Origin of the sequence: Streptococcus jiangnanensis (assembly GCF_040888325.1) — a bacterium.
Classification (GTDB): domain Bacteria; phylum Bacillota; class Bacilli; order Lactobacillales; family Streptococcaceae; genus Streptococcus; species Streptococcus jiangnanensis.
Genome location: NZ_JBFNFF010000002.1, coordinates 220,370 through 242,892, shown reverse-complemented (window position 1 = coordinate 242,892; position 22,523 = coordinate 220,370). Strand labels below are relative to the sequence as shown.

Sequence of the window (22,523 nt, the reverse complement as noted above, 5' to 3'; positions counted from 1 at the left end):
CTAAAATTTGTAGAAGATTCGAAAAAAGTGAATGTAGATTTAGAACAAAAAAACAAACAAATTTTTGACACTCAGTTAAATAGTATAAAAAAAGTTCCTTTTGTAAGGAACTTTTTTACTTATAATTAAAAGTCTCCCCTGCCAACTTATCAGCTAACTTGGGAAAGAGGGTATAAAACTTATGGGCTAGGTTCAACAAAACTGGGAGATTGAGTTCCCGTTTGTTTTTTCCTATGATTCTGACAATCTTTCTAGCGACTGCATCTGGTTCTAAGAGAAAGCGGTCAACCGACTTGAGGTAGGTCCCATCTGGGTCTGCCTGGTCAAAAAAGGCAGTACGAATCGGTCCTGGATTAACCGTCGTTAGATAGACACCATAGGGCATCAGTTCGAGGCGCAAAGCGTTTGAAAATCCAATAGACGCAAACTTGGTCGCCGAATAGAGACTGGACTTGCTAGTCGCTATCAAACCTGCCATGCTGACGATATTGATGATATGGCCTTTTCGATTTTCTTTCATGCGAGCTCCAAGACGACGAGACAGATTCATCAGAGCAAAGGTATTGACCTCAAACATCTGATGAATGTCTTGATCAGAAATCTGGTCAAATTCCTCAAAAATCCCGTAACCAGCGTTGTTAATCAAGACATCAATCTTGCCATAACGGAGATAGAGGTCAGCTACCAGAGCTTCTATGGCTGAGTCATCAGTAATGTCGATTTCAATCCATTCCACATTAGGTTGATTTCCGTAGAGTTGAGCTAATTTTTCCTTGTTTCTACCTAGTAAGATGAGTTGGTCATTTGGCAAGAGTTTGACCATTTCTTGGGCTAAGCCACCGCTAGCCCCAGTGATGATGATGGTGCGCATCTCTATTCCTTTCAAAGTTTTGGTCAATTAATGAAATCTTTTTCCAGCTAAATAATGAGCATAGGCTTGATCAATGACAGGAGCAAACAGATGATAATCCTCCCAGCTACCTAAAAATTCTAAAGGCAAGTCATACAAGTCATTGACTACAAATTCGGAATAATCATCCATATACTGATGTTCATAATAGTCATTTACAAAAGCCTGAAAATCCTTTGTAATATCCATCGTTCCCAGTTTACCATCGTACCAGTCTAAAAGATAATCAACACCCAAAGTTTGCTCTTTTTTTATACTTTGGAATACCGTTTCTTCATCAGGAGACATCATTTCTTTGGCATCATGCTGGATGAGCCAAGTAACGAAAAAACCGATATGATTCGCAGCCCAACGATAAATCTCCCGATAATCTTTTTGAGTTAGCTCTTCTTTTTGTAATTGATAGCTGTGCAAGTAGTTGGTTAATGCATTTTCAAAATACCAATCTGCTTTATCCAATAAACGATTTTCAACAGTCATCTTATTTCCCTCTTAATGAACCTGAAACATTATAACTCAACCTCTTCCAGATCTTTGACCACATGGACATTCTCAAAAACAGTTGCTGCATCTTTCTTGAGCTGGCTGATATCTTTTGAGAGGAAACGAGCACTGATATGATTTAGTAGGAGGCGTTTGGCACCTGCTTCAGCCGCTACTTGTGCTGCCTGCATATTGGTTGAGTGACCGTGATTGCGAGCAATTTTTTCATCTCCCTTGCCATAAGTCGACTCATGGACAAGAACATCTGCATTGACAGCTAGACGCACACTGGCATTGGTTTTTCGGGTGTCGCCCAGAATGGTGATAATCTTACCTGGACGTGGCGCTGAGATATAGTCAGCAGCTTTGATTTCAGTTCCGTCTTCTAGAACAACGTCCTGACCGTTTTTGATTTTTCCAAAAAGCGGACCAAATGGAACACCAGCAGCCCTAAGTCTTTCAGCATCCAAGGTTCCTTCTAAATCCTTTTGCATGACACGGTAACCGACACAGAAAATAGTGTGGTCCAGCTCCTCTGCATACACTGTGAATTTATCGGTCTCAAGGATTTTCCCTAGAGAATCTTGGTCAAACTCATGAAAATGAATGCGATAAGGCAGACGAGAACCCGACACACGAAGGCTGGTTAAGACAAATGACTTGATCCCTTGTGGTCCATAAATGTCCAAATCTGTCTGCTCTTCATTAGCTTGAAAAGCACGGCTAGAAAGGAATCCTGGCAAGCCAAAGATATGATCTCCATGCAGGTGGGTGATAAAGATTTTGCTGACCTTCCGTGGTCGAATCGTGGTTTCCAGAATGCGATTTTGCGTTCCTTCTCCACAGTCAAAGAGCCAGACTTCGTTAATCTCGTCCAAGAGTTTCAATGCGAGACTTGAAACGTTGCGGGCTTTAGAGGGCTGACCAGCCCCTGTTCCTAAAAATTGAATATCCATTCGATACTTTCTAATTAATCAATATATAACATGGCTGTGCGATTTTCCGATCGGAAATAGCGACTGCCAGAAAAAGCAACAGCTTCTTGCAGTAAATCCTCTTGACTGTAGCCTTTGAGTCGTTTGCGACCATCTGCCAAACTTTCCAAATCAGTCAAAGCTGTGAGACTCTCCACACTAACAACTTTCTCATCTCCGACAGCCTTCATGTAAATCTTTCCAGATTCTTCAAAGACGAGTTGATGAGGGAAAATTTGCGCAATTTCAAAGAGCAAGTCATCCGAGATTACCTCTTCATTTTCAGAGAAGATCCGCCCCAGACCCTTACTCTCATAGCAAAATCCAAAAGATTTGCCAGATAAATTAAGACGAATAAAAGGCTTATTTTCAAAGGTGAAACTTGGCTCAGCATTGTAGAGGTTCAGTTCCTGACTGAGTTCTGCAAAGTAATCCGTCGCAGCTTCAGGACTCTTTTTCTGATAAAGTTCTGCAAAGTAGGCATTGACTACACTCGGAGGAGGTGTGATGAGAGCTAACTGCTCCTGCTCTGTTTTGCCAGCTAGAAGCTGATCCAGATAGACCTTATCCAGACTTGTATAGCCCCCATATTTTAGAGCCAAGGTTTTAATATCAGTCATAAAATTCCTCTAACCTCCATTTATTTTTCTCGGAAATGTAGCCTGTAATCACTTCTCCATCATCTTGGTAGTCAAAATCTTCAAGAATCGCCACACTTTCCAAATCATGAATCTTGTAGGATTTTGAAAAAGGCACGCGCAGGGTAAAGACTTCAAAAATATTCTTGATCTTCTCCAAAAACAATGCTTGCAACTGCTCACGACTATCCTCAGACTTGGCAGAAATGAGGGCATAAGGCGTTTGAGTCGGCGTGAAATCCTCAACCAAATCCGCTTTATTATAAAGGGTCAAACGAGGAATATCCTCCATATTCAAGTCTTTCATGATGGAGAGGACTGTTTTCTCATGCTCCTCGTGGTAAGGATTGCTGGCATCGATGACATGAACTAGTAGATCCACATGCTTGCTTTCTTCCAAGGTTGACTTAAAACTGGACACCAATTCTGTTGGCAAATCTTGGATAAACCCAACCGTATCAGTCAAGGTAACCTGAAGATTACCCCCTAGATGGATGCTCTTGGTCGTCGCATCCAGGGTCGCAAAGAGCTCGTCTGCTTCATACTGGGTCTTACTGGTCAAGGTGTTCATGATGGTTGATTTCCCAGCATTGGTGTAGCCAATCAAGCCAATCTTAAAGGTGCTTGACTCCAAGCGTTTTTCTCTGACTGTCGCCCGATTTTTCTCTACCACCTTGAGCTGGCGTTCGATATCTGTGATTTGATTGCGAACACTACGACGGTTCAGTTCCAACTGACTCTCACCTGGACCACGGGAACCAATTCCCCCTGCCTGACGGCTGAGCATAATTCCCTGACCAACCAAGCGAGGTAAGAGGTACTTAAGCTGGGCCAAATGCACTTGAAGTTTCCCTTCGTGGCTACGAGCCCGCATGGCAAAGATATCCAAAATCAACTGCATACGGTCAATCACCTTGACACCCAGAACTTCTTCTAGATTGACATTTTGCCGTGGAGTTAAGCGGTTATTGACAATGACTGTGGTAATTTCTTCTGCATCAACCATCCGCGCAATCTCTTCCAACTTACCAGAACCGACAAAGGTCTTGGAGTCATACTTTTCCCTTTTTTGCCTGTAGCTATCGACTACGACTGCCCCAGCTGTCTTGGCTAGACTGGCCAATTCTTCCATAGAGAGGTCAAAATTGTCCATGCCCTGTAATTCCACACCAATCAGCAGAACTCGCTCCTCTTTTTTCTCCGTTTCAATCATGTAAAAACTCCTCAATCTGGCTTAGAATGCGCTCCTTCACACCAGACTCTCCTATCTGATAAAAGGTCACCTGCATGCGATTACGGAACCAGGTCAACTGACGCTTAGCAAAACGGCGGGTCGCCTGTTTGAGACTCTCGCTTGCTTCCTCAAGAGTTTGCTCTCCTCGAAAATAAGGGAAGAGTTCCTTGTAGCCAATGCCTTTAGCAGCCTGCACATCTGGATAATAGTCAAAAAGCCACTTAGCCTCATCCAAAAGTCCAGCCTCAAACATCAGATCTACTCGACGGTTGATACGTTCATAAAGCTGACTGCGTTCATCATCCAAGCAAATAATCAAAGCTTCATAAGGACTTTCCTGATTTTCCAAATCCTGACCAAAATGGGCAATTTCCAAGGCACGCATGGCACGACGACGATTAAACTGGGGAATTTCAAGACCTGCTTGCTCCACAAGATGGGCTAATTCCTCATCTGAATAAGGCTCCAAACTAGCCCGATAAGCTACAATCTCCTCATGAGGTGTTTCCCCACCTAGATGATAGCCTTCAAGCAAGCTCTGGATATAAAGTCCAGTTCCACCAGCGATAATGGCTAGCTTGCCACGGCTTTGAATATCCTCAATAGCCTTCTTAGCTTCTGAAACAAAATCAAAAGCCGAGTAAGACTCGGTCACCTCTCTGACATCAATCAAATGATGAGGAACAGCTGCTTGCTCCTCTGGGCTAGCCTTGGCCGTCCCAATATTCAACCCTCTGTATACTTGCTGACTGTCACCACTGACCACCTCTCCACCAAAGCGCTTGGCTACTTCAATAGCAAGGGCTGTCTTCCCAACAGCGGTCGGTCCAACAATCACAATTATTTTTGTTTTCATCTTTTTTCCTTGAAAAATTTCCATTTTTTCGTTACTATTATTATATCACAAAAAGGTCAGTCAGAAAAATGCTACCACTTGGGGAGCCTGGCTGATCGGGAAGATAAAGGAGGAAGACTCATGGCTAAAGGATTCGCTAAAGGTCTTGTAACAGGTGTCGCAGGAACTGTCGCTGCTGTTGCAGGTGCAGTATACGCAATTAAAAAGAAAGTGATTGAGCCAGAAGAGCAAAAAGCAGCTTTCATCGAAGAAAACCGCAAAAAAGCAGCTCGCCGCCGCGTATCACATTAAGCAACAAAAGAAGTTGAGAAATCTCAACTTCTTTTTATTTTCTTAAATGGCCAAATCAAACTTCAGTTGTGGCTTGACTGGATCATAGTCAACTAACTCAAAGTCTTCCGCTTTGATATCAAAGAAATTAGTCCCATCAGGAACATTTAAAACCAAGCGTGGTTGGCAGTTTGACGGCTCACGACGGAGCAATTCCTGAGCTTGTTCAAACTGATTATCATAGATATGAAGGTTGTTGATAAAATAGAAAAACTTCCCAACCTTCCAGCCGAAATGCTTGGCAATCATCATTTGAAGAGCCACATACTGCATAGCGTTAATGTGGTGGGCCACCAACATATCATTCGAACGCTGGGTCAAGGTCGCATCCAGATAGATTTCTCCATCTACTCGACGGACATCAAACATGGTCTGAAAGGCGCATGGAAGGAGGCCGTCTGTCTCTTCAAAAGCTTGGTAATCCCAGAGAGAGATAATATTGCGGCGGTTCCAAGGATTTTCTTCCAATTGTTTGAGAATCTTATTGATGATGTCGTGTTTCTTAACAACTGCACCGTAGCGCTCACCAATGGTTCCTGTATCTCCCACTTCCCAGTCATTCCAGTAGTGAACATTGTACTTGCTATTTAGCACTTCTAGGCAATTAGACTGATCTTGGTAGATCCAGAGCACTTCCTTGATGGCGGATTTGATTGCAATCGGACGCAAGGTTGTAATGGGAAATTCCCCCTTAGCCAAGTCATACTCGGCAAAGGCACCAGTTACGTACTTGGAGTTGGCAACAGTCCCATCCTTGTACTTGGGACGTGCTTGTTCAGAAAAGACACCGTCTTTGAGGATTCGTTCAATATTTTCTTTAAAAATCGTATCAGCTTTTGTCATTTACTCTCACCTCATTTATTGTCCTAACTAGTATAGCATAAAAAAAGAAAGGAGGAAAATCACTGGCTTTAAAGTAGTGTTTTTCTCCTTTTATGATCTTATTGCAATACAAGTGATGCCGCACCGATAACTCCAGCGTCATTTCCTAGAGTTGCAAGAGCCAATTTTGTGGATGTGCGTACTTGTGGGAAGGTATTTTCGTCGTAAACCTTTTGAACACCTTGTAGAAGGAATTCTCCCGCTGCTGACACCCCACCACCGATAACGATTGTTGATGGGTTGAGGATGGAACCGATGTTAGCACATGCGATTCCCAAGTAACGTGAGAAGTTACGGTAAACGATCAAGGCAAGGTCGTCCCCTTCTTTTGCAAGGTCAAAAACAGTTTTGGCTGTTACTTCTTCACCGTCGTCTATCAAGCGTTTCAAGGCCGCATCGCCTTCGTATTCATCTGCATATCGACGAGTCAAGTTGACAATCCCTGTTGCAGAAGCAACTGTCTCAAGACAGCCTTTTTTACCACAGGTACATGCGATTGGTTGGTCAAAGTCAACAGTGATATGGCCAAGCTCACCTGCCGCACCAGCAACACCGTGAAGCAATTTGCCTTCTGCCACGATACCACCACCAACACCAGTACCAAGTGTCATAAAGACAACGTCCGGTTGGTTGTCGCCTGCCCCCATCCAGCGCTCACCAAGAGCAGCTACGTTGGCATCATTATCAATGAAGAATGGAATCCCCAAGGCTTTTTCAATCTTTTCTTTAATCGGTTGAAGGGTTTTCCAGTTGAGGTTGTAGGCACCGATAACAGTCCCTTTTTCACGGTCAACCACACCAGGTGATCCCATTCCAATACCTCGGAAATCCGTAGCTGACAATCCAAGCAAGTCCAAACGATGCTGAATAGACTCAATCATATCATCTACAATATGGCTTCCTTCGTCCAAAATATTGGTCTTAATAGACCATTTTTCTTGGATTTCTCCCTCTTGAGTTAAAATTGCGAACTTGACAGATGTTCCACCAAGGTCAATCCCAATAATCTTTTGACTCATCGTCTTCTCCTTTTTAATTGAAAATGCTTACAGATATAGTATAACAAAATCGTCTCTTTTGTGCAAAGGTTTGCAGGCTACAAGCCAAAATTAAAACATCTCATTTGCTTCACTATTTGTAAAAATTAGTCACCTAAATGTTGAATGGCATAGTTTGCTTCTTCTTTGGTAAATTTGTCAATACTAGGAGAAGTTAGCCAGTGATAAATTTGCGTTTTTGAGAGATTGTTATGTTTTCGGTATCCTCTTGCTTTAGCTAAGGCATTCGCCTTATAGTCTGCTTGCAAATGATTGATAGCATATTGTGCAGTGTCACTATTAAAACCTTCATAAATTAACATCTCATAAATTCTTTTTTTTGACAAATGAATCCTATTATAATCTTGTGCTGTCTTTAAAGCAGCATTGTACTGCTTCCCATCTAGTTTTGGTTGCCGCACACCATCGTATCCTACATAGTGACGGCCACCATCTACCCATTTATCCCTTACCATTTTGCCTTTAGAATCAACATAGTAACGACCGCCATCTACCCATTCATTCTTGGCCAACTTTCCATCTGATTTATAATAATAATCTCCTACCCATTTATTGCGAGGATAGCTGCCTTCTGATGGTAGATTAAGTTTTTGAATAGCATAGTTGGCTTCTTCTTTGGTAAATTTGTCAATACTAGGAGAAGTTAGCCAGTGATAAATTTGCGTTTCTGAGAGATTGCTATTTTTTCGGTATCCTATTGCTTTAGCTAAGGCATTCGCCTTATAGTCTGCTTGCAAATGATTGATAGCATATTGTGCAGTGTCACTATTAAAACCTTCATAAATTAACATCTCATAAATTCTTTTTTTTGACAAATGAATCCTATTATAATCTTGTGCTGTCTTTAAAGCAGCATTGTACTGCTTCCCATCTAGTTTTGGTTGCCGCACACCATCGTATCCTACATAGTGACGGCCACCATCTACCCATTTATCCCTAGCCATTTTACCATCTGATTCAACATAATAACGGCCACCATCTACCCATTCATTCTTGGCCATCTTTCCATCTGATTTGAGGTAATAATTTCCTACCCATTTGTTGCGAGCGTAGCTGCCTTCTGCTGTTAGATAATAATATGAACCATAGTTTTTATCATAAATCCAGTCACTTTTAACCTTTTTTCCATCAGAATCAACATAATAACGACCACCATCTACCCATTCATTTTTAGCTCTCTTTCCATCTGATTTGAGGTAGTAATTTCCTACCCAGCCAGACTGAACTTTAGATTGTGATTTATCCTGTTTAGGAGTTGTTTCTTTAGCTTTTTCAGCAGGTTTTTGTGCTGGTGTTTTCGGTTTCTCAGCAGGTTTTTGTGCTGGCGTTTTCGGTTTCTCAGCTGGTTTTGGTGCTGGCTTTGGCGCTGGTTTTGGTTGCCACACACCATCGTCTCCTACATAATAACGACCACCATCTACCCATTCATTTTTGGCCATCTTACCATCTGATTTTAGATAGTAATTGCCTACCCATTTGTTGCGAGCGTAGCTGCCTTCTGCTGTTAGATAATAATAGGATCCATAGTTTTTGTCATAAATCCACTCAGCTTTAGCCATCTTACCATCTGATTTAAGATAGTCATTGCCTACCCATGTGTTGCGAGCGTAGCTGCCTTCTGCTGTTAGATAATAATAGGATCCATAGTTTTTGTCATAAATCCACTCAGCTTTAGCCATCTTACCATCTGATTTAAGATAGTAATTGCCTACCCATGTGTTGCGAGCGTAGCTGCCTTCTCCTGTTAAATAATAGTATGACCCATAGTTATTGTCATAAATCCATTCATTTTTAGCTCTTTTCCCGTCTGATTTTAGATAGTAATTACCTACCCATGCGTTTCGAGCGTAGCTACCTTCTGCGGTCAGATAATAATAGGATCCATAGTTTTTATCATAAATCCATTCACTCTTAGCCATTTTACCATCTGATTTAAGATAGTAATTGCCTACCCAAGCATTTTGGACATAGTTTCCCGAAGCATTTAGATAGAAATAAGAATTAGCTTTTTTATCAAAAATCCACTTATTAGTAACTTTAGTACCATTTTCATAGTACGATGAGCCTACCCAACCAGACTGAGCTGTAGATTTGGACTTATCCTCTTTAGGACTTGTATTTTTAGGTTTCTCAGCAGGGTTTTGCGCTGGTGTTTTCGGTTTCTCAGCAGGTTTTTGTGCTGGTGTTTTCGGTTTCTCAGCAGGGTTTTGCGCTGGTGTTTTCGGTTTCTCAGCAGGGTTTTGCGCTGGTGTTTTCGGTTTCTCAGCAGGGTTTTGCGCTGGTGTTTTCGGTTTCTCAGCAGGGTTTTGCGCTGGTGTTTTCGGTTTCTCAGCAGGTTTTTGCGCTGGTGTTTTTGGTTTCTCAGCAGGTTTTTGCGCTGGTGTTTTTGATTTCTCAGCTTGATTTGACGCCGAAGTTGTATTCTCTTTTACAACCTTACCATTTTTAGATGCATCCTTTTCTTGAGCAGAAACATGCTGAGCCGAAAAAGGAAAGTCTCCAGTTGTATCTGATAATGCAATAAGTCCCAGTGTTGCAGTTGCTAAGCTGGTTACTAAAATTTTTTTTGATTTTTTCATAAAAATCTCCATTATTTTTATTGATTTATACTTATAGTATACCATATATTTAATTTTGCTTTCAAATCAAATATTAAATATTAACAAATAAATCTAAAACTTAATTGAAAACCTATAGTTATATCACTTCCAACTCATACAAACCTCTGACTGCGTTACAGCCATAGATAGCTTCTGCTTGGTTCAGGTCTTCCAAAGTCATAATTTTCTCTTTTACCTGTCCTGTTTCCAGCAAATGCTGACGATAAATTCCTGGCAAAATTCCTAGACTGGTAGGCGGTGTGTAGAGTTCTCCAGCAATTTTCAGAACTAGATTCCCGATAGACGTTTCCAATAGCTCTCCTGCCACATTATGGTAAATGATTTCCTGTTCCCCTATGCTCAAGTGCGGTCTGTGAGTGGTTTTGAAGTAGGTAAATGCTTGCTGCAAATCAGCTTCTTGCAGACAAAGTTGAGCCTGACAGAAACTAGGACTAAGGGGTGTTAATACTTGACGACTGAGTTCTATCTCTCCAGACTTGCTGAGGGTAATTCGCAAACGGTAGTCTTGATTAGCATCACAAGCCTGACACTCTTCCTCTATCTTTTGTCTCAGGTCTTCCGGATCAAAAAGATAGGCAAAATAACGGCTCGCCTTTGTCAGTCTTTCCAGATGTTGATCTTCAAACAGCAGTTGTTTTTTGCTGATTTTCCCAGTTGTAATCAATTGGAAACGTGGTTGTTTACGATAGAGTACAGCCGCCTTTTGATGAACTTCACGGTATTCAGACTCCCAAGTACTATCCCAAGTAATCCCGCCTCCAACTCCATAGATAGCTTGGCCCATATAGAGTTGAATGGTCCGAATGGCGACATTGAAAATCCGTCGTCCATTTGGAAGCAAGAGACCAATCGTTCCGCAGTAAACTCCTCTGGGTTGAGGCTCCAAGTTCTTGATGATTTCCATGGTCGCAATTTTCGGTGCTCCTGTGATGGAACCACATGGAAAGAGCGAACGGAAGATTTCAACTAGCTCAACATCCGGTCGTAACTGACTCTTGATGGTCGAAGTCATCTGCCAAACAGTTGAATACTGCTCCACCTGACACAGACGCTCCACGTGCTCACTCCCCACCTCAGAAATACGGTTCATATCGTTGCGCAAAAGATCCACAATCATCATATTTTCAGAACGATTTTTAGGATCCTGTTCTAGCCAACTAGCCTGTTCTAAATCTTCTTGGTTAGTCACTCCCCGCTGGGTTGTTCCCTTCATTGGGCGAGTCGTTAATTCCCGGTCATTTTGCTCAAAAAAGAGCTCTGGACTCATGGAAATCACTGCCATCTCATCATGTTCAACATAGGCATTGTAGCCCGCCTCCTGCTCTACCACCATACGATTATAAATGGCAAAAGGATTGACACTCAAGTCTTGCTTGAGTTGGACAGTGTAATTTACCTGGTAGGTGTCCCCCTGACGCAAATGATGGTGAATCTGGGCAATAGCTTTTTCATAGTCTGCTGCAGACGTTACTTCCCGCCACTTTGAAGGCAGATCTACTTCCTCATAAGTCAGAGGAATAGGCGATGTTTCTACCCTGTCATGAACTGTAAAATATAGCAGATACTCTGCCAGTAAAGGAGCTTTATGAACTGCTAATTTCTCCTCAAATGCAGGTGCAGCCTCGTAGCTGACATAGCCCACTACATAATAGCCTTGCTCTTGGTAGCTTTCCACTTGTGCCAGCAAGTCTGCCACTTCTGATAAATCTCTCGTTTTTAACTCTTTGATAGGCTGGGTAAAGGTGTATCTCTCCCCCAAAGCCCTAAAATCAATCACTGTTTTTCTATGCATATCTTAAGTATAGCACAAAAAGGCAGATACAGACAAAGCTGATCTACCTTTTTTCATTTTACTAGTCCTATCTACTATTTAGTGAATAAATCTCCAGTAAATCCGTCTGATTTCTGCAAGAGTTGTTTGTAAACTTTCCATTTAAGATTCACTGTATTATCAAATTTATTACCTTGAAGGTCTTTTTCAACTGTAGCATCGAATAGCTCTTGAAGTTTTTCATATGTTGAAATCTTTTGACCATCAATTTCAATTTCTACAAAACCTTTCTCAGCTTTAGCTCTGACTTCTTTATACCATTCTTTCTTCCACTCTTCTAATGTATTAAATCTACCTTTAGAAACTTTTTGGATGATAAAGTCATCACCTAGACCTACGTTACCGGCTGCTTTAGATTCTTGTTTATACTTGTTAGATGCATACCCTAAGAATCCATCAAGGTAACCGTAGTAGCCCCACATACGGAATGTATTGTGTTTGAATGAGATTGAGCCAGCCGTACTCTTACTTGTGTTACCACCGTAAATACCAGTCATCATATTCACAACAGTATAAGCAGAATCGAATCCTTCAGTACGGTAATGACCATTACCTGGTAGCCCGTGTTTAGTAGCGAAGTTGTTATCTACAAGTTGATCAATAGCTGTCAGTTTCATACTCTTCTCATCATCATTTAAATCACGAACTAAATCCCATTGGTGTGGTGCACCTTCTAACTTATTATAGCTCGCTTTTTCGCGATATTTCTTATCGATTTTCTTGAACCACTTATCGTTAGTTCCAGTATTTTTCTTGATGACAGATTCTGCTTCTAAGTAATCAAGCATCATCATTGATTCGTTATAGTTCTTCATGTAGTGATCAATCTTCTCACGACTACTTAACATATTAGGATCATAGTTATAAATTTGTGTACCATCATTTTTACGTTCGTACGCCATATTTAATCCAAGTGAACCATATTCACCATTATAGTTTGTAAGAGATGGCGATTGTAGCATACCTTGAGCAAATGATTCAATATCTGTCCCTTCACGGTGACGCCATGTTCCTAAGTAGGCCATACGGTCATTGATATGAGTTGTTTCGTGAGTGAATGCAGATGTACCATAATCACTAATCATACTAGAGATGATGTAGTATACAGCCTCTGAATTTTGTGGGTTAGAAAAGATATAAGCATACGCACCCATACCGTTATATCCGTGCCATTTACCTGTAGGTCCATAGAACTCACGAACTGGAGCATAGTCACCATTCTTATTATGACCCATTCGGTCAGACCATCCATTACCTGGAACATCTTGGTTATCCCAAATTGCTGATGGAACCATATTTTCAGATTTCAACAATTGATTACGTACATTATCAGCAGCAAGTCTTGACCAGAAGTCTAAGTAATTAATTTGCTCTTGTGCACGTAAATCGATTTCTTTCTTAAACGCTTCACGTTCAGATTCTGTATTCTTACCATATTTCTCAAATGCACTAAACGCTAGCGTATTGTACGTTGAAATTAAGAACATGTGAGCCTTCTTCGTATTAAGAAGTGGTAAAATGTATCGACCATGTTCACCGTTATTTAAGTTTTCATATAAGTGATATTTCTTATTAGCAAAATCAGGGTTAGATGATTGTTTCTCAACTACATAGTTAGTATGAGAAATAGATTTCTTATACCATACATTCATATCAGTATCTTCTGTAAAGAGTTTCATGTTATATGTTAAGAAGTCATTTAAATTACCTTTACCTGTTGCTCCCGCAATCACATCACGATAAGCATCTTGAGTTCGGTCTCCTTTCAAGAAATGTTCACGTGAACCAATTTGAATCAATCTATCAATAACGCTAACGTTCTTACCATAAAAATCAGGCTTGAACATCATAAGATCTTTAATGCTCATATCATTGTATTTAAATCCATAATAACGATTTAAATAAGTAAGAGCCATCATAATTTTAGCTTTGTTGTCTTCTACTTTTTTAAGAAGAGCTTTCATGGCAGCTTCATCACTATTCAATTGATGGTCTTCGTTTTCGGCTAAAGCTTTGACTAATTTATCCAAATTAGCTTTCGTTTCTTCAAAGCTTTCTTCAAGGAATAGATTTTTAATATAACCATCTTTACGACCATCAGTATTTTCTTCGGCTTTACCACGTTTGTCCATTAACGCACGTACTTCAGGTGAAATCAATTCAACACCTGCTAATTTTGCTTTAATATCGTTGATTAATTGTGTTCTATCTTTAACAACCATATTCGGTGTATAAACGACGTCACCAAGACCTTCGATACTATATTCACGAACTTGTTGGACTTGAGAATCAGCTTTACGTGTGACAACTTTTTCTTCCTTAGTACCATCAGCATAATGAATCATAATATGATCAACATCTGACAAGTCAGTTACAAACTGTCCATTTTTCAAACCTGTAACAGAAAGAACTTCTTTCGTAACCAAGTTTGAACTGGCTTCCAATTTATTGGCCTGATTGACAATCCACTCTTTATTGTAGAACGGTTGTAATTTTTCGATATTGCGATAAGCAAGTTCACGGTCAATTCTGTAATCTTGAGTATCTTTATAGGTCTCATCTAATGATTTTGTATTGTTGAGAGTGTCCTCAATTAGAGGTTTAATTTCAAACTTATCAGCAGTGATTCCCATTGCATCAATCTTGGTATTAGCTTCTTCGAGACTAATTTCTCTAATTCTATGTGAACGAGAATATTTGAACGAATGTTTACCTGCACTAACATCTTTTACAACAAAGTTTCTTTCAAGAGCATTATTCGTGAAGTATCCCCCATCGTAATCAATATCACCGGAACCATAGAATTCTTCACCGTTCTCAACTTTCATCATTGAAACATTATTTTCAAGTTTGCCCCATACCCAGTTCTTACTGATGAAACCTCCAACATCTACAGGTGATTTAACTTTAATTGTTCCTTTAGCGACTGAATTTCGTACAGTCCCATATTTACCGATGCCATTAGGGTCCGAACTATTGTCAACAGTAGACGCAAGACCAGCAGCCCGGGCCTTAGTTGCTGTAATATCAGCTTCTACATATGTTTTATTCGCATGGCCTTTCCAAATCTCACCCACAATACCAGCAAGATTCCATCCTTTATCCCCAACACCATCAATTTTACCAATGAAAGCAACATTATTAACTTTAGCGCCCTCACCATCTAATTTATTAACCACACCAGCAATATCATTTTTCGCAATAATATGGCCTGTAACTTTGACATTTTCGATTACAGCATTTTTAACAATTCTTGCAACAGGTGCAATATTTTCTGCCCAAGGCATATTAATATTCACATTGCCAAGATTGATATTCTTCACAGAAGCATTCTCAATGCGCTCAAACAATGGTCGAGCGATATTATGAATGGTATACTGTTTTCCATCAACACTTGTTAAATGACCATTAAATACACCTGGTACATATTGTTTATTTGGAGTTGGAACATTTGCTGCGTTCAAATCTGCACCAAGCTTAAACGTCCCCTTACGATTAGCTTGCATTGCTTTTACCAATTCATTGAAATCGTAGTAGACATTCTCTTCGTGAGATTTTGGCTTGGCAAAATAATGGACGTATTCCTCACTGAGCTGGTTACCATCCGTATGCTGAACGAGGTCAGGAGCTTTAGCAGTGACCTTGTATAGTGCTTTTCCATCGACAGTAACTTCTTCGATTTTATCCACAGCAAGACGGGTCACCTTATTATCATGCGTAGCGATTTTTAGATAGTATGGTTTTACATTAGTTGGAACAGAAGTTAAGAAGCTACTATCCGTTTCAACACCAGCATCATCCACACTCATCAAGCTTGTTTCTTTGATGTTTTTGACTTCAACTTTTTTGAGGTCAATTCTTAGTGGTTCTTCCCTTAGAACTTCTTCTTCATCACCTTCACCACGGTCATAAACCATTTTGGTTTCGAGTTTATAATCCTTATAGTACTGCAAATCTGTCAGGCTAGCTGTTAAGTTGTCTGGTGAAATAGTCAAAGTTTTGACAATCTCATCACCTTTTTTCAGAGTTAAGGTGATAGATTTAATGGCTGCCTTACTTGGGTTTTCCAAATTGTAACGAATTTGAGATGTTCGTTTTAAATCTTTAACATCGATAAGCGACAAACTTAAAATTGGTTTTTCAAAGTTTTTAGTTCCTAATTTAACGATACGATCTTGATCTAACTCCAAAACCTGTTCGACAACTTTCGGTGCTTCTTCAGTCTTCAGTCCTTTAATTGTCTTATAAGTCTTTATAACCTTTTTCTGTCCGTCTTTTCCTTCTTTGACAGTAACTCTTTCACCTTTTTTCAGTTGATCATCTTCTTCAACCTTTTCCTTAAACGGAATCTTTTCAAGACTTTCTTCTACCAGAGTTCCTTCAATTGGTTTTGTACCACGGCTTATTTTTTTAATGACTGGTTCTTTGATGACAATGGTTGTTGTATTTAAAACTTGATCAGTCTCAATACCGTCGAGAGTCTTATAAGTCGTTTTGGTAATTTGACTACCCTTTTCTCCATCTTGGATGACAGTTTCTTCATCCGTATATTTGGTTGGATCTTCGATAATTTCTGTCTTATAGTCAATCTCCGTAGTAGTTTCTTTCGTAACCGCGCCCTCAGTTACTTTATATTCAGGTAACTTTTCTTGAACTACCGACTCACCTTCTTTACCTGGCTCCTGAGTACCTTTAGCTTCAATCTTGCCTGTATCTTCTGACTGTGGCTCTTGAACTAAGGACTCTCCCTCTTTGCCTGGCTCCTGAGTACCTTTAGCTTCAATCTTGCCTGTATCTTCTGACTGTGGCTCTTGAACTAAGGACTCTCCCTCTTTGCCTGGCTCCTGAGTACCTTTAGCTTCAATCTTGCCTGTATAGTCCGCCTGTGGTTCTTGAACTAAGGATTCTCCCTCTTTGCCTGGCTCCTGAGTGCCTTTAGCTTCAATCTTGCCTGTATATTCTGACTGTGGCTCTTGAACTAAGGACTCTCCCTCTTTGCCTGGCTCCTGAGTGCCTTTAGCTTCAATCTTGCCTGTATCTTCTGACTGTGGCTCTTGAACTAAGGACTCTCCCTCTTTGCCTGGCTCCTGAGTGCCTTTAGCTTCAATCTTGCCTGTATCTTCTGACTGTGGCTCTTGAACTAAGGACTCTCCCTCTTTGCCTGGCTCCTGAGTGCCTTTAGCTTCAATCTTGCCTGTATATTCCGTCTGTGGTTCTTCAACTACCGACTCACCTTTTTTACTGCTTGTATTGGTACTAGATTTTGATTCTTTAAAGTAACCAACATACTCATATCCTTCAATATGAATAACACCTTTAGCCAAACCTTCATGGGTAGATGCAGAAATAGTTTGGTTATACGAAAGTAACTCTTTATTTTCAAATGCAAAGGCAGTAAAAGGTACAAAATTGCTGACGCCGATAGAGCTAATTAACAGAATACCAAGTACTTTACTACGGTGTTTCTTGGAAACTAATAAAACCGCTAGTGAGGCTGTTGCCAACCCAAGACCTGCCAAAGCAAGCTCCTTACTTCCTGTGTATGGAAGTTGTTGACTGTTAGTCTCCTTCTTGCGATAAACTACATAAATAATATCTTCATCTTGAAATTCTGTAGGAACCTCATGGTGAATCAGGGCTTTTTCAGACTCGGTCAATTCCTGCTCCGCCAAATAACGGTAATGAACACTATGAGCACCGCCAACTTCATTGGCATGCACCTTATCTACTGAAAGGGTACTGGCACCAAAAAGGAAGGCCCCGATAGCTACAGGACCTACCCCAACAGTGAGCTTACGAATCGAATATTTGGTAATTTTTTCTAGTTGTTGTTTTGTCTTTTTCATTCTCATGACTTTCTGATAGAATCTTGTGGATACTGCGCACGCGCACCTCCAATTAATTTTGGACGACTAGCTAGAGCCGTTACATGGGCATGCCCAATTTCTCTCAAAAGAGGGCGAATTGGAACCTGAACATGCTTGACATGCATGCCAATCGCAGTATCTCCGATATCCAATCCAGCATGGGCCTTGATAAATTCAACCTCAACTGGATCCCGCATAAACTTGAAGGCTGCCAACTGACCCGAACCTCCTGCATGAAGTGTAGGAAGGACACTGACGATTTCAAGACCAAACTGTTCTGCCACCTGACGTTCAACAACGAGGGCTCGATTGACATGTTCACAACCTTGAACAGCTAGATGAATTCCTTTTTCCTCTAGGATATCTAGAATGGTCTTCACAATGACTTCCCCAATTTCTTGACTGGATTCCTTACCAATCTGACCACCTATCACCTCACTAGAAGAAAGGCCCAAAACAAAGATAGTTCCTTGCTTCAAATTAGCCTTTTCTAATACATCTTCTACAATCTGGCTTGTTGCTCTTTGAATGTCTTTTTCCTTCATACTTGATACCTCTTTTGTCACTATCTATCATATCTTTTTTTACTGATTTTATCAAGGCCAACTAATCATTCTGAATTTTAAAAGCAAAACTCCCAGAATAGACTGGGAGTTAGCTAATTACTATTTTATTAATGTATATTTCAACTATCGTCCCTTTTGAAGGTACAGAATTGATCTTCATCTGGTAATTGTCTCCAAAATGAAGTTTGAGTCGTTGGTCGACATTTTGAAGGCCAACTCCCCCACGTTTGAGTTGACTTTGACTACTATCGCCAGCAGCTTGGAAACCAACACCATCATCCTCAATGCGGATGACAAGCCCTGTATCCTGTTTCTGAACAGAGACTTTAATATTGCCCCGACCTTCCTTCTCCTTAATACCATGGTAAAGAGCATTTTCTACAAGAGGTTGCAACACCAACTTGGGTAAGACTAGGCTATCAAAGTCAGGTTCTTCAGCAATCTCATACTCCAGCTTATCACCATAGCGTTGTTTCTGGATAAAGAGGTACTGGCGGACATGATTGATTTCATCAGAAAGAGAAATCAAATCCTTTCCTTGATTGAGCGCCAAGCGGAAATAGGTTGCCAAGGACTTGGTCACCTGAACCACTCGCTGACTATCCTGAAACTCAGCCATCCAGATGATGGTGTCCAAGGTGTTATAGAGGAAATGGGGGTTAATCTGGCTCGACAATGCTTGAAGTTCATACTGCCGGGTCGCTTCTTCCTGCCTGCGCACATCTGCCATCAACTGGTCAATCTGATCCAACATGGCATTAAACTGACGAGTCACTTCTCTCAGTTCATAGGCGCCAGCTTCTTTGGCACGAAGATTTTGTGTACCAGAAGCAATTTCCAGCATGGTTTCTCTCAGATCCTTCAAAGGGGCGATCCAGCGTTTGAGACTGAACCACACCAAGCAGAGACAGGCAAGAAGAGATAAGGCACTAGCAGCAAGCAAGGTCCACATGAGTTGACTCCGAACCTGGTCTAACTTCTCCAGCGAAGACACGCCTATAACCGTCCAATCAGTCCCTGCAATCTGTTCCTGACTGACGTAGGATTTGTGGTCAGGAGTATAGCCCTGCCCCTTCTCAATGTAGGGTTTCATGGCCTCCATTTCACTCGCTGAGCTATAGACAGTACGTTTAGGATGGTAGACAAATTCATGGTTTTCATTGATGATAAAGGCAAAGCCCTGCTGGCCCAACTGGAGTTGGTTGAGATAGGCTTCCAGAGTTTCGTAGGAAATATCCAAACGAAGTACGCCAAGATTGGATCCCTTTGTATCGACAAGTTCCTGAGTGACAGAAATGACCCACTGACTATCTGATTTACGAGCTGGGGTCAAAACTGGCTTAGCTCCCTGATGGATAGCCTTTTGGTACCAATCCTCAGCCATCATATCTGATGAAGTTTTCATCTGCACACTATCATCTGTAGAAATAACCTGACCAGATTTGGTTACCAGTACCACCGTTTTCAAGTCCTGGTCTGCCTTTAAGATGGTCAAAAACAGATCTCGGATTCCCTTGGCTTGGTCTTGGTTAGGATTCTCAGCATAGGCCAACACATCCTTCTGCTGGGTCAAACTGGTAGAGGTGGTTTCTAATTTTTTGATATAAGACTGAATAAAGTGGCTAGTTTGGCTAATGGTCGTTTGACTATTGCCCTCAATAGTGGCCTCAATAGCTGATGAACTCGATTGATAGTAGAAAGTCCCAACCACAGCTAGGAGAATGAGAAAGACCAGAAAGATGGAAATAACCATTCTGACTAAGAGAGAAGAACGCTTCATCGGCCTTCCCCTTTCTTAAACTGACGAGGTGTCACACCTGCAATCTGTTTAAAACGTTGGGTAAAGTAGTTCATATCTTCAAAGCCAACCTTTTCGGCTATCTCATAAATCTTTAAATCCGTGGTCAGAAGTAAGAGCTTGGCTTGTTTGACACGCTCTCTCACCAGGTAATCCTGAAAAGGTAAGCCCAACTCTTTCTTAATCAAGGAACTCAAATAAGTCGGACTAAAACCTAGGTCACTGGCCAAAGACTTCAAACTAAACTGACTGTCAGCCAGATGAGACTGGATCTTCTGAGCCAGATTTCCTTCAAACTTATCGGTTAATAAATCTTGTAACTGCTCTTCTTTTTCTTCCTTGTCTAGTTTTTGCTTGATTTTCCTCAACATTTCCTCAATATCCTGACGAGAAAAGGGCTTGAGCAGGTAGTCATCTACACCGAGTTTGACGGCAGATAAGGCATAATCAAAATCATCGTATCCTGTCAAAAATACCAGATGCGCCTGAGGATAGGTTTCTCGTACCAGACTGGCCAACTGGATGCCATTTAGCTGAGGCATATTGATATCGGTTAAAATGATGTCTGGCACCTGCTTTTGAATCAAATCCCAAGCCTGTCTTCCATTTTCAGCCTGACCGGTGATTTCCATATCGTAGGCTGCTACATTGACCAGCTTGCTCAAACCTTGTCTTACCAGATACTCATCTTCTACGATTAAGATTGTGTAGGTCATGCTCCGCTCCTTTACCACTTACTAGTATCAGTATAGCAAAATTCTCCTCTAACTGCTTAGGAAAGACTTCTTAATCAACATAATCTAGTAAATAGGCATAGCCTTTTTCTGCCATTTGGTCTTTGGGAATAAATCGGATAGAAAGACTATTGATACAGTAGCGCAAGCCACCCTTGTCCTGTGGTCCATCTGTAAAGACATGGCCAAGGTGAGAATCTCCAACTCGGCTCCGCACTTCCATGCGTGTCATATTGTAGGACTTATCTTCTTTGTAGGTAGCAACATCTGGGCTGATGGGTTGGGTGAAACTAGGCCAGCCACAACCAGACTCAAACTTGTCTTTTGATGAAAAGAGGGGTTCACCAGTTGCCACATCCACATAGATACCGGATTCAAATTTATCCCAGTAACGGTTTGAAAAAGCTCGTTCTGTTTGATTTTTCTGGGTAACTGCATACTCCTCAGTTGACAAGGTCTTCTTCAATTCCTCATCACTTGGTTTAGGATATTTGCTGGCATCGATGACGGGATAGGCAGCCTGATTAACATTGATATGACAGTAGCCATTTGGATTTTTCTTGAGGTAGTCTTGATGGTAATCCTCCGCCACCACAAAATTCTTCAAGTTTTCCTTTTCAACTGCCAGAGGTTGGTCGTATTTCTTAGCCACCTCATCAAAGACTTGGTTGATTACTTCCAAATCCTTATCATCTGTGTAATATACGCCGGTACGATACTGAGTCCCCACATCATTTCCTTGTTTATTTTTGCTGGTTGGATTGATAATGCGGAAGTAATGAAGAAGAATTTCCTTGAGGGAAATTTGCTTAGCATCATAGGTGACATGGACAGTCTCTGCATGTCCTGTTTGGTTAATCAATTCGTATTTGGTTGTTTCCCCTCTACCGTTCGCATAGCCTGAAACGGCATCGGTTACTCCAGACACGCGTGAGAAGTATTCCTCCACTCCCCAGAAACATCCCCCAGCTAGATAAATTTCGTGCAAGTCTGCGTCTTTACTCACTTCTGTTTTTTTCACTGTTTTTCCTCCTTGGCTAACGGATGCTTTCTCAATTTGCGAGCTATCTGTCTGCCCTGCATTTCGCATCAATAGAAAATAGAAACCGGTTAAGGCTAGGAGAATGACCCCTGCCAAGACAAAAAGTTTAACTTTATCATTCATGATCTTTCTCTACCCCATTTCTTTCAATTCTTTTAAAATCATATCCTTATCCATAAAACCTGGTTGCGTTTTGACCAGCTTGCCTTCCTTGTCTATAAAGGCTTGAGTGGGGTAAGAACGGACACCATAACTTTCCAAGAGTTTACCTGATGAATCAATTAAAACTGGAAAATTTTTATAATCCAAGCCCTTGTACCAATTCTTAAAGTCCGCTTCAGATTGCTCCCCCTTGTGACCAGGAGAGACCACTGTCAAAACTACATAGTCATCACCAGCATCCTTAGCGATTTCATCGGTATCTGGAAGACTGGCTAGACAGATGGAACACCAAGAAGCCCAGAATTTAAGATAGACTTTCTTGCCCTTGTAATCAGATAAACGGTAGGTCTTACCATCTACTCCCATCAGTTCAAAATCAGCAACCACCTGACCTTTAGTCGCAGTTTGTGAACTAACTTGTTCTGTTTTGGATTGCTCCTTCATAGTAGACTCGTCTGACATGTTTTTAGCCGAACAGGCTACCAAGCAACAAATTGAGCCTACTCCAAGGAGACATGTTTGCCATTTTTTCATTTC

Annotated in this window: 17 protein-coding genes; 1 reads left to right on the top strand and 16 read right to left on the bottom strand. The window is 41.0% G+C overall.

The genetic code is table 11. The features are described 5' to 3' along the window. Positions 1-115: 115 nt before the first annotated feature. The 6 genes from AB2B49_RS03835 to miaA are packed head-to-tail and all read right to left on the bottom strand — an operon-like array spanning position 116 to position 5,095. Entirely contained in the window at positions 116-871 is a 756-nt protein-coding gene (locus AB2B49_RS03835) for an SDR family NAD(P)-dependent oxidoreductase (protein ID WP_049506134.1), read from the bottom strand. A gap of 27 nt (positions 872-898) precedes the next feature. Beyond that, complete coding sequence (locus AB2B49_RS03830) at positions 899-1,390, bottom strand: DUF7832 domain-containing protein (protein WP_049506136.1); 492 nt, start codon at positions 1,388-1,390, stop codon at positions 899-901. Between the two features lie 29 nt (positions 1,391-1,419). Continuing rightward, complete coding sequence (gene rnz, locus AB2B49_RS03825; RefSeq protein WP_049506138.1) at positions 1,420-2,349, bottom strand: ribonuclease Z; 930 nt, start codon at positions 2,347-2,349, stop codon at positions 1,420-1,422. A gap of 14 nt (positions 2,350-2,363) precedes the next feature. Then, positions 2,364-2,987, bottom strand: a complete 624-nt coding sequence (locus AB2B49_RS03820; RefSeq protein ID WP_049506140.1) for a cystathionine beta-lyase — start codon at positions 2,985-2,987, stop codon at positions 2,364-2,366. Then, a complete protein-coding gene (hflX, locus tag AB2B49_RS03815) occupies positions 2,980-4,218 on the bottom strand; it encodes a GTPase HflX (protein WP_049506142.1) in 1,239 nt (412 codons plus the stop codon). Before hflX ends, AB2B49_RS03820 begins: the two co-directional genes overlap by 8 nt. Continuing rightward, positions 4,211-5,095, bottom strand: a complete 885-nt coding sequence (gene miaA / locus AB2B49_RS03810) for a tRNA (adenosine(37)-N6)-dimethylallyltransferase MiaA (protein WP_049506144.1) — start codon at positions 5,093-5,095, stop codon at positions 4,211-4,213. The genes hflX and miaA overlap by 8 nt, the downstream gene beginning before the upstream one ends. Positions 5,096-5,215: 120 nt before the next feature. Between miaA and AB2B49_RS03805 the strand changes: the two genes are divergently transcribed. Then, the gene (locus AB2B49_RS03805) at positions 5,216-5,386 is read left to right on the top strand and encodes a DUF3042 family protein (RefSeq protein ID WP_001051782.1); all 171 of its coding nucleotides are present in this window, start codon (positions 5,216-5,218) and stop codon (positions 5,384-5,386) included. A gap of 42 nt (positions 5,387-5,428) precedes the next feature. Here the strand turns inward: AB2B49_RS03805 and AB2B49_RS03800 are convergent, their stop codons facing one another. The 10 genes from AB2B49_RS03800 to AB2B49_RS03755 form a co-directional block, all read right to left on the bottom strand. Continuing rightward, positions 5,429-6,268, bottom strand: coding sequence for a thymidylate synthase (locus tag AB2B49_RS03800; protein ID WP_049506146.1), 840 nt, complete (start codon positions 6,266-6,268; stop codon positions 5,429-5,431). Between the two features lie 98 nt (positions 6,269-6,366). After that, positions 6,367-7,326: an ROK family glucokinase gene (locus AB2B49_RS03795; protein ID WP_000078588.1), complete on the bottom strand. Its 960-nt coding sequence runs from the start codon at positions 7,324-7,326 to the stop codon at positions 6,367-6,369. 125 nt (positions 7,327-7,451) lie between these two features. Further along, entirely contained in the window at positions 7,452-9,944 is a 2,493-nt protein-coding gene (locus AB2B49_RS03790; RefSeq protein ID WP_320691936.1) for an Ltp family lipoprotein, read from the bottom strand. Between the two features lie 118 nt (positions 9,945-10,062). Next, the gene (gene pabB / locus AB2B49_RS03785) at positions 10,063-11,778 is read right to left on the bottom strand and encodes an aminodeoxychorismate synthase component I (RefSeq protein WP_049505271.1); all 1,716 of its coding nucleotides are present in this window, start codon (positions 11,776-11,778) and stop codon (positions 10,063-10,065) included. 74 nt (positions 11,779-11,852) lie between these two features. After that, positions 11,853-17,663 (bottom strand): ZmpA/ZmpB/ZmpC family metallo-endopeptidase, encoded by a 5,811-nt coding sequence (locus AB2B49_RS03780; protein WP_320691935.1) that lies wholly within the window; start codon positions 17,661-17,663, stop codon positions 11,853-11,855. Between the two features lie 2 nt (positions 17,664-17,665). Further along, entirely contained in the window at positions 17,666-18,229 is a 564-nt protein-coding gene (locus tag AB2B49_RS03775; protein ID WP_049505343.1) for a TIGR01440 family protein, read from the bottom strand. Between the two features lie 109 nt (positions 18,230-18,338). Further along, positions 18,339-20,030 carry a cache domain-containing sensor histidine kinase gene (locus tag AB2B49_RS03770; protein ID WP_049505342.1) on the bottom strand — a complete coding sequence of 564 codons (1,692 nt, stop codon included), beginning with the start codon at positions 20,028-20,030 and terminating at the stop codon, positions 18,339-18,341. Beyond that, positions 20,027-20,764 carry a response regulator transcription factor gene (locus tag AB2B49_RS03765; RefSeq protein ID WP_049505341.1) on the bottom strand — a complete coding sequence of 246 codons (738 nt, stop codon included), beginning with the start codon at positions 20,762-20,764 and terminating at the stop codon, positions 20,027-20,029. The genes AB2B49_RS03770 and AB2B49_RS03765 overlap by 4 nt, the downstream gene beginning before the upstream one ends. Positions 20,765-20,834: 70 nt before the next feature. Next, entirely contained in the window at positions 20,835-21,947 is a 1,113-nt protein-coding gene (gene msrB, locus AB2B49_RS03760; RefSeq protein ID WP_049505340.1) for a peptide-methionine (R)-S-oxide reductase MsrB, read from the bottom strand. A 9-nt stretch (positions 21,948-21,956) separates the two neighbouring features. Then, a complete protein-coding gene (locus tag AB2B49_RS03755; RefSeq protein ID WP_049505339.1) occupies positions 21,957-22,520 on the bottom strand; it encodes a redoxin family protein in 564 nt (187 codons plus the stop codon). Positions 22,521-22,523: the final 3 nt, after the last annotated feature.

Bases quoted from the DNA above. Each gene is read 5' to 3' on its own strand.
- AB2B49_RS03835 (WP_049506134.1), bottom strand. From the start codon at position 871: ATGCGCACCATCATCATCACTGGGGCTAGCGGTGGCTTAGCCCAAGAA.
- AB2B49_RS03830 (WP_049506136.1), bottom strand. From the start codon at position 1,390: ATGACTGTTGAAAATCGTTTATTGGATAAAGCAGATTGGTATTTTGAA.
- rnz (WP_049506138.1), bottom strand. From the start codon at position 2,349: ATGGATATTCAATTTTTAGGAACAGGGGCTGGTCAGCCCTCTAAAGCC.
- AB2B49_RS03820 (WP_049506140.1), bottom strand. From the start codon at position 2,987: ATGACTGATATTAAAACCTTGGCTCTAAAATATGGGGGCTATACAAGT.
- hflX (WP_049506142.1), bottom strand. From the start codon at position 4,218: ATGATTGAAACGGAGAAAAAAGAGGAGCGAGTTCTGCTGATTGGTGTG.
- miaA (WP_049506144.1), bottom strand. From the start codon at position 5,095: ATGAAAACAAAAATAATTGTGATTGTTGGACCGACCGCTGTTGGGAAG.
- AB2B49_RS03805 (WP_001051782.1), top strand. From the start codon at position 5,216: ATGGCTAAAGGATTCGCTAAAGGTCTTGTAACAGGTGTCGCAGGAACT.
- AB2B49_RS03800 (WP_049506146.1), bottom strand. From the start codon at position 6,268: ATGACAAAAGCTGATACGATTTTTAAAGAAAATATTGAACGAATCCTC.
- AB2B49_RS03795 (WP_000078588.1), bottom strand. From the start codon at position 7,326: ATGAGTCAAAAGATTATTGGGATTGACCTTGGTGGAACATCTGTCAAG.
- AB2B49_RS03790 (WP_320691936.1), bottom strand. From the start codon at position 9,944: ATGAAAAAATCAAAAAAAATTTTAGTAACCAGCTTAGCAACTGCAACA.
- pabB (WP_049505271.1), bottom strand. From the start codon at position 11,778: ATGCATAGAAAAACAGTGATTGATTTTAGGGCTTTGGGGGAGAGATAC.
- AB2B49_RS03780 (WP_320691935.1), bottom strand. From the start codon at position 17,663: ATGAAAAAGACAAAACAACAACTAGAAAAAATTACCAAATATTCGATT.
- AB2B49_RS03775 (WP_049505343.1), bottom strand. From the start codon at position 18,229: ATGAAGGAAAAAGACATTCAAAGAGCAACAAGCCAGATTGTAGAAGAT.
- AB2B49_RS03770 (WP_049505342.1), bottom strand. From the start codon at position 20,030: ATGAAGCGTTCTTCTCTCTTAGTCAGAATGGTTATTTCCATCTTTCTG.
- AB2B49_RS03765 (WP_049505341.1), bottom strand. From the start codon at position 20,764: ATGACCTACACAATCTTAATCGTAGAAGATGAGTATCTGGTAAGACAA.
- msrB (WP_049505340.1), bottom strand. From the start codon at position 21,947: ATGAATGATAAAGTTAAACTTTTTGTCTTGGCAGGGGTCATTCTCCTA.
- AB2B49_RS03755 (WP_049505339.1), bottom strand. From the start codon at position 22,520: ATGAAAAAATGGCAAACATGTCTCCTTGGAGTAGGCTCAATTTGTTGC.